Source organism: Falsiroseomonas sp. (assembly GCF_051859025.1).
GTDB lineage: Bacteria > Pseudomonadota > Alphaproteobacteria > Acetobacterales > Acetobacteraceae > Falsiroseomonas.
Window position 1 is genome coordinate 35,322 of record NZ_JBHYGL010000039.1, and the last position, 16,947, is coordinate 52,268.

14 protein-coding genes are annotated in these 16,947 nt (G+C 70.3%); 8 read left to right on the forward strand and 6 right to left on the reverse strand.

The features are described from left to right. Nucleotides 1-81: 81 nt before the first annotated feature. Nucleotides 82-1,977, reverse strand: coding sequence for a sulfate adenylyltransferase subunit CysN (cysN, locus tag ACTIE5_RS26110; protein ID WP_439552669.1), 1,896 nt, complete (start codon nt 1,975-1,977; stop codon nt 82-84). A 174-nt stretch (nt 1,978-2,151) separates the two neighbouring features. Here cysN and cysQ point away from each other — a divergent pair, with 174 nt between their 5' ends. The 4 genes from cysQ to ACTIE5_RS26130 are packed head-to-tail and all read left to right on the forward strand — an operon-like array spanning nt 2,152 to nt 6,834. After that, nucleotides 2,152-2,937 carry a 3'(2'),5'-bisphosphate nucleotidase CysQ gene (cysQ, locus tag ACTIE5_RS26115; protein ID WP_439552670.1) on the forward strand — a complete coding sequence of 262 codons (786 nt, stop codon included), beginning with the start codon at nt 2,152-2,154 and terminating at the stop codon, nt 2,935-2,937. A gap of 21 nt (nt 2,938-2,958) precedes the next feature. Continuing rightward, a complete protein-coding gene (locus ACTIE5_RS26120) occupies nt 2,959-4,545 on the forward strand; it encodes a hypothetical protein (RefSeq protein WP_439552671.1) in 1,587 nt (528 codons plus the stop codon). After that, nucleotides 4,538-5,791 carry a glycosyltransferase gene (locus ACTIE5_RS26125; RefSeq protein ID WP_439552672.1) on the forward strand — a complete coding sequence of 418 codons (1,254 nt, stop codon included), beginning with the start codon at nt 4,538-4,540 and terminating at the stop codon, nt 5,789-5,791. The genes ACTIE5_RS26120 and ACTIE5_RS26125 overlap by 8 nt, the downstream gene beginning before the upstream one ends. Beyond that, nucleotides 5,788-6,834: a glycosyltransferase family 4 protein gene (locus tag ACTIE5_RS26130; RefSeq protein ID WP_439552673.1), complete on the forward strand. Its 1,047-nt coding sequence runs from the start codon at nt 5,788-5,790 to the stop codon at nt 6,832-6,834. The genes ACTIE5_RS26125 and ACTIE5_RS26130 overlap by 4 nt, the downstream gene beginning before the upstream one ends. A gap of 74 nt (nt 6,835-6,908) precedes the next feature. Here ACTIE5_RS26130 and ACTIE5_RS26135 read toward each other — a convergent pair whose 3' ends face one another. Together ACTIE5_RS26135 and ACTIE5_RS26140 are read right to left on the reverse strand one after the other, a co-directional pair. Further along, a complete protein-coding gene (locus ACTIE5_RS26135; RefSeq protein WP_439552674.1) occupies nt 6,909-8,033 on the reverse strand; it encodes a hypothetical protein in 1,125 nt (374 codons plus the stop codon). Further along, the gene (locus tag ACTIE5_RS26140) at nt 8,030-8,695 is read right to left on the reverse strand and encodes a hypothetical protein (protein WP_439552675.1); all 666 of its coding nucleotides are present in this window, start codon (nt 8,693-8,695) and stop codon (nt 8,030-8,032) included. Before ACTIE5_RS26140 ends, ACTIE5_RS26135 begins: the two co-directional genes overlap by 4 nt. Before the next feature lie 223 nt (nt 8,696-8,918). Here ACTIE5_RS26140 and ACTIE5_RS26145 point away from each other — a divergent pair, with 223 nt between their 5' ends. Then, on the forward strand, nt 8,919-9,350 hold the full coding sequence (locus ACTIE5_RS26145) for a hypothetical protein (protein WP_439552676.1): 432 nt from the start codon (nt 8,919-8,921) through the stop codon (nt 9,348-9,350). A gap of 7 nt (nt 9,351-9,357) precedes the next feature. On the opposite strand, the gene dnaE is transcribed toward ACTIE5_RS26145, so the two are convergent. Then, nucleotides 9,358-12,804, reverse strand: coding sequence for a DNA polymerase III subunit alpha (dnaE, locus tag ACTIE5_RS26150; RefSeq protein ID WP_439552677.1), 3,447 nt, complete (start codon nt 12,802-12,804; stop codon nt 9,358-9,360). A gap of 80 nt (nt 12,805-12,884) precedes the next feature. Here dnaE and ACTIE5_RS26155 point away from each other — a divergent pair, with 80 nt between their 5' ends. Genes ACTIE5_RS26155 through ACTIE5_RS26165 form a run of 3 tightly spaced genes read left to right on the forward strand, consistent with a single transcriptional unit; the run spans nt 12,885 to nt 14,993 of the window. Continuing rightward, nucleotides 12,885-13,361 carry a nucleoside deaminase gene (locus ACTIE5_RS26155; RefSeq protein ID WP_439552678.1) on the forward strand — a complete coding sequence of 159 codons (477 nt, stop codon included), beginning with the start codon at nt 12,885-12,887 and terminating at the stop codon, nt 13,359-13,361. Between the two features lie 11 nt (nt 13,362-13,372). After that, nucleotides 13,373-14,068: a class I SAM-dependent methyltransferase gene (locus tag ACTIE5_RS26160; protein ID WP_439552679.1), complete on the forward strand. Its 696-nt coding sequence runs from the start codon at nt 13,373-13,375 to the stop codon at nt 14,066-14,068. Beyond that, nucleotides 14,061-14,993 carry a hypothetical protein gene (locus tag ACTIE5_RS26165; RefSeq protein WP_092960801.1) on the forward strand — a complete coding sequence of 311 codons (933 nt, stop codon included), beginning with the start codon at nt 14,061-14,063 and terminating at the stop codon, nt 14,991-14,993. The genes ACTIE5_RS26160 and ACTIE5_RS26165 overlap by 8 nt, the downstream gene beginning before the upstream one ends. Nucleotides 14,994-15,026: 33 nt before the next feature. On the opposite strand, the gene ACTIE5_RS26170 is transcribed toward ACTIE5_RS26165, so the two are convergent. Together ACTIE5_RS26170 and ACTIE5_RS26175 are read right to left on the reverse strand one after the other, a co-directional pair. Continuing rightward, a complete protein-coding gene (locus tag ACTIE5_RS26170) occupies nt 15,027-15,707 on the reverse strand; it encodes an ABC transporter ATP-binding protein (protein ID WP_439552680.1) in 681 nt (226 codons plus the stop codon). Continuing rightward, a complete protein-coding gene (locus ACTIE5_RS26175; RefSeq protein ID WP_439552874.1) occupies nt 15,700-16,947 on the reverse strand; it encodes a lipoprotein-releasing ABC transporter permease subunit in 1,248 nt (415 codons plus the stop codon). The genes ACTIE5_RS26170 and ACTIE5_RS26175 overlap by 8 nt, the downstream gene beginning before the upstream one ends.

Sequence of the window (16,947 nt, forward strand, 5' to 3'; positions counted from 1 at the left end):
CGACGCCGAGGGGTCGTGCAGTCTCAATTCAAGCCACTCGTCGCCATTTCCATGCCCCCTACCGCTTCGGCCACCGCCGGGTCAACGTGGGAGTATCCGGCGGAGATGCGCCAGCACCGCCTCGGCCGCCTGTTCCGGCGTCAGCCCGACGGTCGGCAGCCGCAACTCCGGCGTCTCCGGCGGCTCATAGGGGCTGCTGACGCCGGTGAAGTTCTTGATCGTGCCGGCCATCGCCTTGGCATAGAGGCCCTTGGGGTCGCGGCGGACACATTCCTCGATCGGGGTGTCGACGAAGACCTCGATGAACTCGCCCGGCCCCATCAATTCCCGCACCATCCGCCGTTCGGCCCGGAAGGGAGAGATGAAGGAGCAGAGCACGACCAGCCCCGCATCGACGAAGAGCTTCGCGACCTCTCCCACCCGGCGGATGTTCTCCACCCGGTCGGCATCGGTGAAGCCGAGATCCCGGTTCAGGCCGTGGCGGAGGTTGTCGCCATCCAGCGTGTAGGTGTGCCGGCCTTCACGGTGCAGCGCCTGTTCCACCAGCTTGGCGATGGTGGATTTGCCGGAACCCGACAGGCCGGTGAACCACAGCACCAGGGGGGTCTGCCGGTCCAGCGCCGCGCGGGCGGCCTTGTCCACCAGGAATTCCTCCTGGTGGATGTTGGTGGCGCGGCGCAGGCTGAAGGCCACCATCCCCGCGCCGGCCGTGCGGTTGGTGAAGCGGTCCACCAGCACGAAGGCGCCGGTCTGCCGGTTCTCCGCATAGGGGTCCATCGGCACGCGTTGCGCGGCGGAGAGATTGCAGAAGCCGATCTCGTTCAGGTCGAGCCGCCGCGCGGGCAGCTGCTTCTGCGTGTTCACATCGACGCGGTGGCGGATGCTGGTGACGGAAACCGGCGTCCAGAGGTTGCCGATGCGCATCAGGTACTGCCGGCCCGGCAGCATCGCATCCTCATCCATCCATAGCAGGTGGGCGGCGAACTGGTCGGTGATGGCGGGGCGGTCCTGCGGGCCCGCGAGCACGTCGCCGCGGGCGACATCCACCTCATCCACCAGGCAGATCGTCACTGCCTCCCCGGCCTCCGCCACCGCCTGGTCCGCATCGGGGCCGAGGATGCGCGCGACCTTGCTGGCCCGGCCGGATGCCGCGACCACCACCGCATCCCCCACCGCCACGCGGCCGGAGGCGATGGTGCCGGCGAAGCCGCGGAAATCCTGGTTGGGCCGGTTCACCCATTGCACGGGGAAGCGGAAGGGCCGGCTGGCGGCGTCGGTATCCGCGTCCACCGCCTCCAGATGCTCGACCAGCGTCGGGCCTTCATACCAGGGCATGCGCGGGGACCGGACGGTGACGTTGTCCCCGAACCGGGCGGAAAGCGGGATGGCGACCAGCGTGCGGAAGCCCATGCCGGCGGCGAAGGCGGTGTATTCCGCCACGATCCGGTCGAAGACCGCCTGGTCGAACTCCACCAGGTCGATCTTGTTCACCGCCAGCACGACGTGGCGGATGCCGAGCAGGGAGACGATGGTGGAATGGCGCCTCGTCTGCGTCAGCACGCCCTTCCGCGCATCGCAGAGAATGATGGCGAGGTCGGAGTTGGACGCGCCCGTCGCCATGTTGCGCGTGTATTGTTCATGCCCCGGCGTGTCGGCGACGATGAAGCTGCGGGCGGGGGTGGCGAAGAAGCGGTAGGCGACATCGATGGTGATGCCCTGCTGGCGCTCCGCCTCCAGCCCGTCCACCAGAAGCGCGAGGTCGATCTCCTCCCCCACCGTGCCGTGCTTGCGGCTGTCCTTCGCGATGGTGGCCAGCGTGTCGTCCATGATGAGGCGGCTGTCATAGAGCAGCCGGCCGATCAGGGTGGACTTGCCGTCATCGACGGAACCGCAGGTCAGGAACCGCAGCAGGCCGCGCGTCGCCCTCGCATGCGGCCCACCGGCCAGGGACGGGTCAGCGGTCAGTCGGGCATCCATCGCGGCCGTGCTTCCCTTTCCGCGCCAGGCCATGCCCTTCTGCGCAGGCCCGGGTTTCCCCAGGGGCCGCGGGCCGGCTACAAACTTGCTATCACACGACCGGACCGCGACCGGCAAGATGCGCCCCGGTCCCCAGGATGCCCCCAAGGATACCCGCGAGGATACCACGCGCCGATGAATGAATTGCACGCGCTGCTCGCCCGCTTCACCGCCCTCTCCGCCGAAGCGGGAGAGCGGGTGGTGGAGGTGCGTTCGCGCAGCTACGGCGTCGCCTCCAAATCCGACGGATCGCCGCTGACGGAGGCGGACCTGGCCGCCGATGCCGTGATCGCCGCCGGCCTGCCCCGCGCCGCCCCTGGCATCCCCGTGGTGTCGGAGGAGGATGCGCTGCATGTGGCGCTGCGCGCCGGCGCGCCCTTCATCCTGGTCGATCCGCTGGACGGCACGCGCGAATTCCTGGGCCCCTCCGGCGAATTCACCGTGAACATCGCCCTGATCGAGGATGGGGTTCCGGCCTGCGGCGTGGTCTATGCGCCCGCCCTCGGCATGGCCTGGCGCGGCATCCGTGGCCAGGGCGCGCAGGCCGCGCGGCTGGCGGTGGGGGATGATCCGTCACGCGCGGAATGGCGGCCCATCCGGGCGCGGCCCCGCCCCGCGGCGGATTGGACCGCGGTGGCCAGCCGGTCCCACATGGATGCGGAAACCACCGCCTTCCTGGCCGGGCTGCCGATCGGGGAGCATCGCTCGATCGGGTCCTCCATCAAGTTCTGCCTGCTGGCGCAGGGGGAGGCCGATGTCTATCCGCGCTTCGGCCCCACCATGGAATGGGACACGGCGGCCGGCCAGGCGGTGCTGGAAGCCGCCGGCGGACGGGTGGAAACACCGGCCGGCGCGCCCTTCCGCTACGGCAAGACCGAACAGGGCTTCCTCAATGGCGCCTTCATCGCCTGGGGTGCATGAGGCGCGGTGGGAGGCAGCACGATGATCATCGCCGCGGATGAAAGCCTGCAGGTCGGCATCGATGCCGTGGTCCCGCTGTCGCCGCGCCATGCCGTGGCGATCGGCTGGGCGATGACGCCGCGTGGCGAGGGCACGGAACTCTCCATTGCGGCCGGGCGCGCCGGCGACTGCCCGATCGAGCATTCGAGCTTCCACGCCCGCCCCGCAATCCAGCCTGCCGATCCGCGCCATGCCGTCGTCAACGGCTTCATCCTGGTCTTCGGCATGCCGGAGGATCCGGCGAACGCCATGCCCGAGGATGCCGCGGAACTGGTCTTCACGCTGCAGGCCGGGGACCGCGTGGTGCGGGCCGATCTGCGCGACCCCCGCATTCCGCGCGACCCGGCCCGGGTGCTGGTGCAGACGGATTGGCAGGCCGCCTTCGGCCTGCTGAAGGACGCCGCCGCCAGCCCCCTGCTGGCGCCGCTGGCCGCGCAGGCGGACCGCGCCTATGGCGTCTTCGGCGATTGGCTCGCCCGCCTGCCCCTGCTGCGCGGGCGGCAGGAGAAGGTGGCCCCGCTGGCCGAGGCCGAGGCCCTGTCCGCCCCGTCCGGGGAGGTGGTGGTGGTGCTGCGCGCCACCCACCCCGTGCCGCCCGACGCGACGCTGGAAGCCGCGCTGATCGGCTACTACGCCTCCCCCGATGGTGGGCTGCCCGCGCTGGTGCCGGTACCGCTGGCCGAATGGCACGCCGCCCCCCTGCCGACGATGATGGCCGGCTATGGGCGCATCGACGCCGCCTGGCTGGATGGCCTGCAGGGGATGGAGGTGGTGCTGCAGGCGAGACTCCGGGGGGAGGAAGCCTTCTGCCTGCGAATCCAGCCCCGCGGCGGCGCGGTGCCGCCGCTGCTGGATGCGCTGTGCCGCGGCAACCGCCTGGCCGCGATGCCGATGGATGCGGGCAGCGGCCCCGCGATCGCGCTGCTGCGGGCCGTGATCGCAAGGCGGGAAGCCGCCTTCGCGCCGGGGCTGGAGGCACTGGCCGCCCAGGCAGCCACATCACCTGCCAACACGCCCGCCAGCCCGCGCACCATCCTGCTGCTCGGCACCGACGATCCCTCCGCCGCGCGGCTGTTCCATGTGGTGGCGCCGGAGATCGAGCGCCGTTGCGACCGCCTGCTGCTGATGGGCGATGCGGCGGAGGCGGTGGCGCAGGTCTTCGCCCGCCGCGGCCGCGTCCCCGCGGTGACGGGACCCGCGGCGGTGCAGGCGCTGCGGGATGCGGCGGGGGAGGATGGGATCCTCGTCGTCGATGTCGCGCGCTATGCCGCCGCCCTGGCCGCCGGCGCGGGGCAGGACGACGCGCTCGGCCAGCCGCTGCGCCGGGCGGACCTGACGCGGCTGCTGGCGCTGCACGCCGCGGCGGGCTGCGGCGCGGGGCTGCCGGACAGCCTGGCCCGGCTGCTGCGCCTGGTCCGCGCCACGCCGGGGGAACTGCCCTTCCCGCCCGCGCCCTACGCCATGGCGACCCCCGAGGTGGCGGACCTGGTGAACGACCACCTCGCCCGGCTCTGGACCGCCGGCGATCCCGCCGCCCGCGCCCGGATGGAGGCCCCGCCCCATGGCTGACGCGCCGCGCATCTGCATCCTCAGCCATTCCCACCCCGATTTCTCCAAGGGGGGCGGGGAGATGGCGGCCCATCGCCAGTTCACCGCGCTGCGCAGCGCCGGGCGCCGGCCGATCCTCGTTTCCGCCAGCGATGTCGGCACCCGCTACGCCGCGCTGCGGCCGATCGAGCCGTTGATGCGCCAGGCGGAGGATGAGTACATCTACACCTTCGCCGGCATGGCCGATGACCGCCTGGCGTGGGAGGACCCGCACCAGCGCCGCGTGCTGGTGCAGTTCCTGGCGAGCCTGCCGGTCGATGTCTTCCACCTGCACCACTACTGGCGCGTCGGCACCGACCTGATCGTGGATCTGATGGCCGCGCGCCCCGATGCGCGCTTCGCCATCACGATGCATGAGATGCTGGCGATCTGCCTCCACTACGGCCAGATGGTGCGCACCCAGTCGCGGGAACTCTGCCGGGCGGAAAGCCCGATGCGCTGCCTGACCTGCTTCCCCGACCAGACCCTGGAACGCTTCGCCATCCGCAAGGCGACGCTGTTGTCCACGCTCAGCCGCTTCCACGCCGTGATCCACCCCAGCGCCTTCATCCGCGACCGCTACCTCGCCTGGGGGCTGACGCGGCCGCATGCCGCGGTGATCGAGAACTACCTGGGCGACGAGGCCCTGGCCCTGCCCCGCCCCATCGCCCCCGCCCCCGCGGCCGGCACCAGCTTCGGCTTCTTCGGATCGCCGACGCTGTTCAAGGGGCTGGACGTGCTGCTGCGCGCCCTGCCGCTGGCGCTGCGCGCCAACCCCGCCATCACGCTGACCGTCTTCGGGACGGAGCGGGAGGAGGTGGTGAAGCTGTTCCCGAGCCTCGACCCCGTCATCACCGATGCCGGGCAGGCGCTGGCCTTCGCCGGGCGCTACGACCCCGCCGACGCGGTGGCGCTGATGGGCTCTGTCGGCTGGGCGATCATGCCATCCATCTGGTGGGAGAATTCACCGGTGGTGATCCAGGAAGCGCGACGCGCCGGCACGCCGCTGATCGTCGCCGACATCGGCGGCATGGCGGAGAAGGTGGCGAACGGCATCGACGGTATGCACTTCAAGCGCGCCTCCCCGGTGGATTTGGCCCGCGCGATGGCGGAGGCCGCCACCCCCGGCACCCGCGCGCGCTACGCCGAAAGCGTCAGGGACGTGATGACGCGGGACGAATTCCTGGTAGCGCTGGACGACGCCTATGCGCGGGATGGCGCGGCTTGAGCGGCTCCGCCTCGCGCCTCGCCATCGTCATGTCCCACGCCCAGCGCAGCATGGGCGGCGCGATGCGGGAGGCCGTGCTGGCGCGCGCGCTCGTCGCCCAGGGGCTCGATGTCCGCATCTTCCGCCTGCATGGCGGGACGGCGCTGGAGGAAGAGCCGGTGCTGGACGGCGCCGTGCGCGCCAGCTTCTGCCCGGCCGACAACCCGGAAGCCATCCCGCACCGCCAGGTCTCGGCATCGCTGAAGGCGGAACTGCGCGCCTTCGCGCCCGGCATGGTGCTCTACAAGGGGCTGGGTTACCGCGTGAACGCGGACACCCAGGCGGCCCTGGAACCCGGCACGCGCTGCGGCTTCATCGTGGGCGGCGGCGTGACCGATCCGCTTCTGGGCCAGGCGACCCTCGTACTCGGCGAATACCGGGAACAGCTGCGCCAGCACTTCATGCCGCTCTGGCGGGCCGGCCAGGCGCTGGTGCTGCCGAAATACGTGGACCTGGCCGAAGCCGGCGCCGGCCGGCCGGTGCCGCTGGCGGAGGCCACCTGCGACATCATCAATGTCGGCAATTTCGGCGATGACCGGAAGAACCAGGCGGCGCTGCTGCCGCTGGCCGCGCGGCACCGCATGACGCTCGTGGGCGGCGGCACGAAGCTGGGCGAGTTCCGCCGTTCGGTGCCCGGGCGCCTGCGCGCGAAGATCACCTTCGCGGGCCGCCTGCCCCATGCCGGCGTCTTTGCGGCACTCCGCGGCGCCCGGCTGATGGTCCATACCTCCACCATGGACGGCCTGCCGCGCGCGACGGTGGAGGCGATGGCCTGCGGCGTGCCCGTCATCGCCTATCGCAGCACCATTCAGGGCGGCATCCCGCATGGCGGAGCCGGGCTGCTGGTGGCGGAGGCCGCCCTGCCCCACGCGGTGGAGATGGTGCTGGCGGATGATGAGTTGCGCTGCCGCATGGGCATGAATGCCCGCCGCCATGTCGAGAAGCACCACGGCGTGCCGGCGATCGAGACCGCGGCGGTCGAGGTGCTGAAGCTGCTGGGCTGACGCCACCGCGCGGCAGCGCGTGATCCTCAGCGCGCGGCAGCGCGTGATCCTCAGCGCGCGGCCGCGCGTGATCCCTACCGCGCGGCCGCGCGGGCCGCCGCGATGTCCCACGGCAACTGCATAAAGATCTCGTCCCACCCCCAGAACTGGCGGAGCGAGGCACGCAGCGCGTTGGGCGGCAGCACCGGCCGGTGACCGTCATGCGCCGTCACCGCCACCAGCGGCGCCAGCAGGTCCCGCCAGAAATCCGCCGCCGCCCAGGCATCCACCACGCTGGCATGAAGCCCCATGCGCAGCGCCTGGCGGCTCGACGCGATGTGGAAGGGCGGCGTGCCGAGGAACAGGCCCTCCTTCCCGAAGAACCGCGCCTCCGCCACCAGGGAGGAGGAGACGCCGATCACGCGCTTCACCGCATCGTGGCCGAGCAGGACATAGCTGTTGTCCGGCACCTCCCGGATGCGGGAGAGCGGCAGGCCCACATGGTGGATGCCAAAGCCATCGGGGTTGTAGGGATGCGGCTTGAACAGCACGCGCCCCTCCTCCCCCACCGCCTGGCGCAACGCCGGGCCGAAATGGGCAAGGTCCAGCAGCCTTCCGTCGCGGATCAGCGCCCGGTCCACCCGCGTCTGCCCCACCACCAGGCAGGGTTCCAGGATCGGCCGGTGCGGGGGAATGCGGCTGACGGTGGCCGCCATCAGGTCGGCCCAGGGCTCGAAGACCAGGTCATCGGCGTGGTGGCGGCGCAGCCCCGCCATCACCTCCGGCTCCCCGGTCGCGATGGCGAAGAGGAGATCGGGGCCGAAGCGGTAGGGGTGGATGTTCACGTCGATCCAGGGGATGCGCGCCTGGGTCAGCAGCCGCTTCTGGATTTCCGCCAGTTCGAACCCCACCACCACGGCGGCATCGGCATAGGCCGCCGCCATCATCGCGGCGGCCTCCGCCGGCAGGTCAGGCGCGTCGAACAGCGAAACCCACCCCTCCACATCCGGCGTGGCGCCGGCGGCGGCGTAGAAGCCGGGGGTATCGAAGCCGGGGCCAAGATGGTCCCACAGCACCGTCTCCACCGGCAGCCCCGTGGCGGCGGCCAGCGGGCGGCGGACCAGGCGGTGGAACCAGCGGATGTTGTCCCGCTGCGCCGGCCGGAAGGCTTCGTCCTGCGGCCGCAGCAGGTCGCCGGTGATGAGGATCCTGCGCGTCACTCCGCGCGCTCGACGCGTGCCCAGGACAGGCCGAGGCCCAGCGCCCTCGGGTCGCGCCGCGGCCCGCTGGCGGGGTCGGTGCGCGGCGTCGGGCGGATCAGCAGCGTGGCGCGGGACCCCGCCGGGCGTTCCAGCAGCGTCACGCGGGCGGAGAACAGGCCGGAGACTCCGTCATTCGACAGCGTCTCGAACACCAGCGGCATGCCATCCAGCACCCATTCCTCCGCCGCCATGTCGAGCCCGCTGCCATAGGGGGCGCGCACCGCGACGGTCAGCACCAGGTCGCCGCCGCCAAGCGCCGGCAGCAGCAGGGAAGCCCAGGGCGCCTGGCCGGACCAGCGCAGCACGCCGCCTTCCGTCGGCTCGATTCCATACCAGCCGAAGCCGATGAAGTCGGGCGTTCCGGCCTCCACGAAGACGGGCCCTTCCTCCGCCGCCGCTTCGGGGCTGCGGGCGGCGATGCGGCGGGCGGAGGGGATGTAGGACAGCGGGTCGATGCGCAGCCTTTCCTGCCGGGTCAGCGCGGCTTCCCGCTGGGCCTGCGCCACGGCTTCCACCTGCGCGGCCAGCCGGGCCAGTTCCTCGATCAGGAACTCGCTCATGATCCGCGCATCCGGCCCCAGCCGTTCCAGCAGCGGCCCCGCGGCTTCGCGCAGCCGCACGGCATGGGAGGCCAGCAGCCCGGCATCCAGCAGCGCCGCGGCTTGCCGATCGGGCGAGAGGTCGAGCAGGGGGGATGACAGGGCGGGCTCCTCCTCGGGCGGGCCTCCTTCCTAGACCATCCCGGCGCGCGCTGGAATCATCCCCGTGACGCGACGCGCCCCCTGCACGGCGCCGCAGCGGCCCGGCATGATACGGGGCGGGGCAGGCAGCGGGATCACGGCCATGAACACGCAGGTCTTCGAGGCGCCGGGCCTGTCGCTGATGGCGATCATCGTCCTGATGGTCCCGATGCTCTACTTCGCCTTCGCCTCGCTGACATTCTTCCTGCGGCCGCTGGCCGATCCCATCGTCGGGCGGATGCTGCGGGGCCTGGTCAACACCTGGCTGCTGGCGGTGACCGGGCTTGGCGCGCTGGCCGTCATCGCCTTCATGGCCGCCGGCCAGCCCCGCGTGGCGGCGGGCCTTTCGCTGCTGGCGGCCTTCGCGCTGGCGGCGCGGGGCTGGGCCGTGCCGCGCATCGACGCGGTGCTGCGCGCCCCGGGGGATGGCACCGCCGCCACGCTGCGGCGCCTGCAACTGGCGGGCATCGCCTACAATCTGGCGGAGCTGTCCATCATGCTGGGCAGCATCCCGCGCATCTTCCCGGCAGCGTAGCGGGACGTCAGATCTCCTCCACCTCCGCCACGCCCGGCACCACCTTCATCGCCTGCATGAGGCGCGGGGAGACGTTGAAGCCGCCAGGCAGCGCGATCTCGACCTCCTGCCCCGGCCCCGTCACGGGCACCAGCAGCACGCGGCCTCGGCCCTTGCCTTCGCGGCCCAGCAGGGTGCGGATGTGGTCCACCGCCGCGGTCTGGTCCAGCCACAGGCGGATGCCGCTGGCCATCCCCTGCGCCACCTTCTCCAGCGGTTCCAGTTCCAGCGCCGTCAGCCGCACCGTGTCGCCATCCAGCCGCGCTTCCGTCGTCACCACCAGCGCCTGGCCTTCGGACAGCATGCCATCCGCCCGCGCCAGGGTTTCGCTGAAGAAGGTGACTTCGTAGCTGCCTTCCGCGTCGCTGAACTTCACCCAAGCCATCTTGTTGCCGGTCTTGGTGCGCCCGGTCTTCACCGCCACCACCGTGCCCGCCAGCTTCAGCCGCGCGGACCCGCCCCGCGCACGCTCAGCGATCCGGACGGAGGAGACGGCGCCGAGCTTGGTCAGCACCTTCTTGTAGGCATCGAGGGGATGGGCGGAGAGGTGGAAGCCGACCGCCTCCGCCTCATAGGTCAGGCGTTCCAGCGTCGGCCAATCCTGCGCTTCCGGCAGGCGCAGCGGCGGCGGCGCACTCTCCGCGCCGAACATGTCGCGTGTCGGGTTCGCCCGGCGCTCGGCGGCTTCCTGCGCGGCGCGCAGCACCGATTCGACGCCCTGCACCATGCGCGCGCGGTTGGGCTCCAGGTTGTCGAAGGCCCCGGCGCGGGCCAGGTTCTCCAGCTGCATCTTGTTCAGCAGCTTCGGATCGACGCGCCCCGCGAAGTCGGACAGCGAGGCGAAGGGCCCCGACGCATCCCGCGCCGCCACCAGATCCTTCATCGCGCCCAGGCCCACGCGCTTCACGGCGGCCATCGCGAAGCGGATCGCGATGCTGCCATCGTCGCGCGTCTCCAGCACGAATTCCGCGCCAGACTTGTTCACATCCGGCGGCAGCACCGCGATGCCGAGCCGCGCGGCTTCCTGCATGTGGCCCGCGAGCTTGTCGGTATTGCCGAGGTCGAGCGACATGGACGCCGCCAGGAACGCGACGGGATGGTTCGCCTTCAGCCAGGCCGTGTGATAGCTGACCAGCGCATAGGCGGCGGCGTGGGACTTGTTGAAGCCGTATTCGGCGAACTTCTCCATGAGGTCGAAGATCTCGCCGGCCTTGGCCTCCGGCACGCCGTTCTTCACGGCGCCTTCGACGAAGATCTTGCGCTGCGCCTCCATCTCGCTGCGGATCTTCTTGCCCATGGCGCGGCGCAGAAGGTCGGCGCCGCCCAGGCTGTAGCCCGCCAGCTCCTGGCTGATCTGCATGACCTGCTCCTGGTACACCAGGATTCCGTAGGTCTCGCCGACGATGTTCATGATGGCGGGATGCGGCGGCTCCCATTTCTCGCCATGCTTGCGCTGGCAATAGGCGGGGATGTTCGCCATCGGGCCCGGGCGGTACAGCGACACCGCCGCGATCAGGTCCTCGAACCGGTCGGGGCGCATCATGCGGAGGCATTCCCGCATGCCCTGGCCTTCGAACTGGAACACCCCGGCCGCATCGCCCTTGGCGAGCATGGCGTAGGTCTTGGCGTCATCCAGCGGAATGCGTTCGAGGGCGATCTCCACCCCCTGCTTCGCCAGCATCTGCACCGCGCGCTGCAGAACGGTCAGCGTCTTGAGGCCCAGGAAGTCGAACTTCACCAGGCTCGCCTGCTCGACATATTTCATCGAGTACTGGGTGATGAGCATCGGGCTGCGCGGGTCGCGATACAGCGGCACGATCTCGTTCAGCACCTTCCGTCCGATGACGACGCCGGCGGCGTGGGTGGAGGCGTTGCGGTACAGCCCCTCCAGCTCCTGCGCCACTTCCAGCAGGCGGCTCACCTGCTCGTCATTGTCGCGCATCTCCTGCAGCTTGGGCTCGCCCTCGATCGCCTGCGACAGCGTCACGGGCTTGGCAGGGTTGAAGGGGATGAGGCTGGCGATGCGGTCCACCTGGCCATAGGGCAGGCCCATGACTCGGCCGACGTCGCGCACCGCGGCCTTCGCCTGCAACTTGCCGAAGGTGATGATCTGCGCGACGCGATCCGCGCCGTATTCGCGCACGACATACTGGATCACCTCGTCCCGCCGGTCCTGGCAGAAGTCGATGTCGAAGTCCGGCATGGACACGCGTTCGGGATTCAGGAAGCGTTCGAACAGAAGGCCGAAGCGCATGGGGTCGAGGTCGGTGATCAGCAGCGCCCAAGCGGCCACGGACCCCGCGCCCGAACCACGCCCCGGCCCCACCGGGATGTCCTGCGCCTTCGCCCATTGGATGAAGTCGGCCACGATCAGGAAGTAGCCGGAGAAGCCCATCTTCTCGATGACGTTCAGCTCATAGGCCAGGCGCTCGCGGTACTTGGGCCGCTCAGCCTCCGGCGTGCCCTGGTCTTCCAGCCGCTTCTCGAGGCCGCTGGTCGCCATGTCGGCGACCGTCTCGGCCTCCGTCATGCCGGGTTTCACCTTGGGGCAGACCGGCAGTTCGGGCTTCTTCGATTCCGCCATGATGGCGCAGCGCCGCGCGATGGCCAGCGTGTTGTCGCAGGCGTCGGGCAGATCCGCGAACAATTCGCGCATCGCCTCGGGCGACTTGAAGTAGTGCTCCGGCGTCACGTGGCGGCGGTCGGTCTCCGCGATCACGCGGCCCTGCGCGATGCAGAGGAGCGCATCATGCGCGGCATGCATCTCCGGCTTGGCGAAATAGACGTCGTTGGTGGCGACGATCGGCAGGCGGGCGGCATCCGCGAGCGCCAGCAGCCCGGGCTCGATCACCTTCTCGATCGGCAATCCGTGGCGCTGCAATTCCACCGCCAGCCGGTCCCCGAACATCTCTGCCAGTTTCGCCAGCAGCTTCTCCGCCGATTCCTTCCGGCCTTCCGCCAGCAGGCGGCCGAGCGGGCCCGTGGTGCCGCCGGTCAGCAGGAAGATACCCTCGGCATGGGTGCCGAGTGCCGCCAGCGTCACGCAGGGCTCGCCGGAAGGATCGGTCGCTAGATAGCCGAAGGAGGACAGGCGCTGGAGGTTCTCCAGCCCCGCTGCGTTCATCGCCAGCGCGACGATGGGGTCCGGGCGGTTGCGGTGGGGGTCGCTGGCGCGGCCGCCGCCTTCATCCGTCTCGCCCCGGGCCAGGTTGAGCTGGCAGCCCATGATGGGCTGGATGCCCTTGGCGGTGCAGCCCTGGCTGAATTCCAGCGCGCCGAACAGATTGGCACTGTCCGTCAGCGCCACCGCGGGCATGCCATACCCGCGCGCGAGCGCCGGCAGCTTGTCCGCCTTGATGGCGCCCTCCGACAGCGAATAGGCGGAGTGGGCGTGGAGGTGGATGAAGCTGCTCATGCTCCCCAAGCTAGGGGCTCGCGCGCTTCAAATCCACGACTTCGCCTTGCCCCCTGCGCCCCCGCCATTCCAGGCTGTGGATGATGCGCGAATCGACCGACCTGAAGCTGCTCCGCCGGGCCATCGCCCTCTCCGAGGAAAGCCGCGCAGAGGGCAACCACCCCTTCGCCGCCCTCCTCACCGCCCCCGACGGGACGGTGCTGATGGAGGCGAAGAACGGCTTCCATCCCCATGGCGACGGCACCGCCCATGCCGAAAGGCTGCTCGCGACCCGCGCCTGCATCGAATTGAGCCCGGAGGTCCGCGCCACCGCCACCATGGTGAGCAGCGCGGAGCCCTGCGCCATGTGCGCCGGCGCGCTCTACTGGTCCGGCATCGGGCGGCTGGTCTATGGCCTGTCCGAAGCCCGCCTCAAGGCGCTGATCGGCCCGCATCCGGAGAACCTGACCATGGACCTGCCCTGCCGCCAAGTCTTCGCCGTGGGCCAACGCCCCATCGCCGTCAAGGGTCCGGCCCTGGAGGATGAGGCGGAGGCGCCGCATCGCGGCTTCTGGTAGGATCACGTCCCATGAAAACCTATCGCCAGATCTGGGAAGCGCCCAAGCCCTTCCGGTCCGACAAATGGGACCACTACCTCGACCTCTATGACCGCTACCTGGCGCCCTACCGAGACGGGCGGCCGATCACCTACCTGGAGATCGGCGTGCAGGGGGGCGGGTCGCTCTGCGCCGCGCGGGAGTATTTCGGGCCGGAGGCCGGCATCTTCGGCATCGACACGGACCCCGGCAGCCGGGCCGTGGAGGAAGCCGGCATTGCCAACCGCGTCTTCACCGGCACCCAGGGCGATTTCGACTTCCTGAACGAGGTGATCGCGGAAATCGGCACGCCCGACATCATCATCGACGATGGATCGCACCAGCAGGGCGACATGGTGACGACCTTCCTCGGCCTGTTTCCGGTGCTGGCTGATAACGGGCTCTACATCGTGGAGGACACGCACACCGTCCACTACCCGTCGCACCAGGACACTACGCTCGGCATCAATGTCTACGACTACTTCAAGGGCCTGACGGACAAGATGATGGCGGACTTCATGCACCAGAACCGCCACCGCGCCCGCTTCCGCGAACACCCGGACGCGCGCGAAGGCCGGCTGGACCGCCGCAATCCCATCGGCACCGCGATCGGCGGCCTGCATTTCCATGACAGCATGATCGTCGTCGAGAAGACGCCCTACCGGGAAGCCTGGAGGCGGAATGCCTGAGGCGACCCTGCCTGAGGCAACCGGACCGCGCGATATCGTCTTCGTCATCGAACGCGCGCAGCAAAGGGCGGGGTCCGCCCATCTCCGCGGCAGGCAGCTTGCATCCCTCTTCGCGCAGGTGGCCGCGGATTATGGGCGCGGGGTGCGCGTTGCGTTCAGCGACGAAGCCATCGCCGACGCCGTCGCCATCGTCAACAAATCCGCGCTGATGCCGAAGCCGCAATCCGTGGTGGCGCGGCTGAAGCAAGCCGGCTGTACCGTTCTGGTCGATTTCGTGGACCGGCGCGTGACCGCGGCCGATGGCGACGCGGCGGATGGGTTCATCGCCGTCTCCGCAGCGCAGTACAGGCACCTCCGCGCCACCTGGCCGGACAAGGCGGTGATCCACCTGCCGCACCATGTGGACCTGGATATCCCGCCCATCGCCTGCCAGTGGGACCGCTTCGCCTGCGCCTATTTCGGCAATTTCGACAACGCGCTTCACCTGGACGCGGTGCGCGAGGCGGGGCTGGTCACGACGGTGGAGACGCTGACGGGCAACAAGAACCATTGGTTCGAGGTACTGCCCGGCTACAACCTGCACTACGCCTTCCGCCCCCGAGCCCATTGGGGCGCCGGCTTCAAGCCCTTCACCAAGGGCTTCACCGCCGCCCATGCCGGCGCCATCGTCGTCGTCGCCGATGATGACGAGGAAGCGACCGAGTTGCTGGGGGCCGACTACCCCTTCCGTATCCCAGCGGCCGCTACCGCAGACGCCGTCATCGGCCACCTCCGCGCCATGCGTGACAGCTTCGGCAACAGCGCCTGGCGCGAAGCCCGGCTGCGAATGCGGCGCCTGCGCACCATCTCCTCCGCGCCCTATCTGCTCCACCTGATCCGCGCCCTGGCCTTCGAGGCGGGGCCGCATGAGAGAGTGTTCGCGTAGGCGGTGAACCTGCGCGGGGGTGTTGGCGCGGGCTTACGCCTGCTCGATCTTCCCCCCCCGCAGCGTCACCACGCGGTCCATGCGCGCGGCGAGGTCGGGGTTGTGGGTGGCGATCAGGGCGGCCATGCCCTCGCCGCGTACGGCGTCCAGCAATTCGTGGAAGACCCGGCCCGCGGTTTCGACATCGAGGTTGCCCGTGGGCTCATCCGCCAGCAACACGCGCGGGTGGTTGGCGAGGGCGCGCGCGATGGCGACGCGCTGCTGTTCGCCGCCGGAGAGCTTGCCGGGCCGGTGCTGTTCGCGCCCCGCCAGGCCGAAGCGGGCCAGCAGCGCGTGGGCCCGTTCGGTGGCGGCGCGGCGGGGCACGCCGGCGGCGAGTTGCGGCAGGATGATGTTCTCGGCGGCCGTGAATTCCGGCAGCAGGTGGTGGAACTGGTAGACGAAGCCGATGCCCTGGCGGCGGATGGCCGTGCGCGCATCGTCGGAGAGCGTGCCGGCGGCCTGGCCGTTGAAGAAGACCTCTCCCGCATCGGGCTTTTCCAGCAGGCCCGCCAGATGAAGCAGGGTGGATTTGCCGGTGCCGGACGGCGCGACGAGGGCCACGATCTCCCCCGGCACCAGCGCCAGATCGGCGCCGTTCAGCACGGAAAGCTCGCCGGCCTCGGTGCGGAAGCGGCGGGCCACGCCGGCCAGGCGCAGTGCGGGCTCACTCATTCCGAAGCGCCTCCACGGGGTCGAGCCGCGCGGCGCGCCAGCTCGGGATGATCGTCGCCAGCAGGGAGAGGCCGAAGCCGAGCGCCAGGACCTGCGCCACTTCATGCGGGTCCACCACGGCCGGGATCTGCGTCAGCAGGTAGACATTGGGGTCGAAGACGGTCGTGCCGGTAGCGGCCATCAGCGCCTGGCGGATGGTCTCGATATTCGCGCAGAACACCAGCCCCAGCCCGAAGCCCAGGATAGTGCCGAGCCCACCGATGGCCGCGCCGCACAGCAGGAAGATGCGCAGCACCGCGAAGCGCCCCGCCCCCATGGTGCGGAGGATGGCGATGTCCCGCCCCTTGTCCTTCACCAGCATGGTCAGGGAGGAGACGATGTTGAAGGCGGCGACGAGGATGATGAGCGTCAGGATCAGGAACATCACGTTCCGCTGCACCTGCACGATCTGGAAGAAGCCGCTATTGGCGTCCTGCCAATCCGTGATGCGGAGCGGCGTGGGGATCGCCGCCTGGATGGCCTGCGCCGCTTCCGCCACGCGGTCGGGATCGCGGAGGTGGACCTCGATCAGCGTGGCGCTGCGGGGTGTCTGGAAGAAGACCTGCGCGGCGGGCAGAGGCACGAAGGTGAAGCCGGCGTCGTAATCCTGCATGCCGACCTCGAAGATCGCGGCGACGCGATAGGCCCGCAGCCGCGGCACCGTGCCGAAGACGGTGACGCGGCCGATGGGGGAGACGACCGTCACGCGGTCCCCGATGCCCACCGACAGGCGGCGCGCCAGGCCGACCCCGATGATGATGGCGTCGTCGCCCTGGAAATCCGCCAGGCTGCCGGCGCGGATGTTCTCCGCCACGATGCGGCGCGCGCGAAGATCATCGGGTGCGATGCCGCGCATCAGCCCGCCCGCCGCGCTGCCGCCATCGCTGGTCAGCAGCACCTGCCCCTCCACCACCGGTGTCGCCTGCGCCACCATCGGCAGGGCGCGGATACGCGCGACGACATCGGCAAAATTCTCGACCGTGCCGCGATCGCCCGTGACGCCGATATGCCCGTTGAGCCCGAGGATTCGCCCCAGCAATTCCTGCCGGAACCCGCCCATCACGCTCAGCACCACGATCAGCGTCGCGATGCCGAGTGCGATGCCGATCACGGAGAAGCCGGCGATGACGGAGACGAAGCGTTCCCCCTTTCGCGCCCAGAGGTAGCGGATCGCCACCGCGCGTTCGAAGGCGCCGAAGAT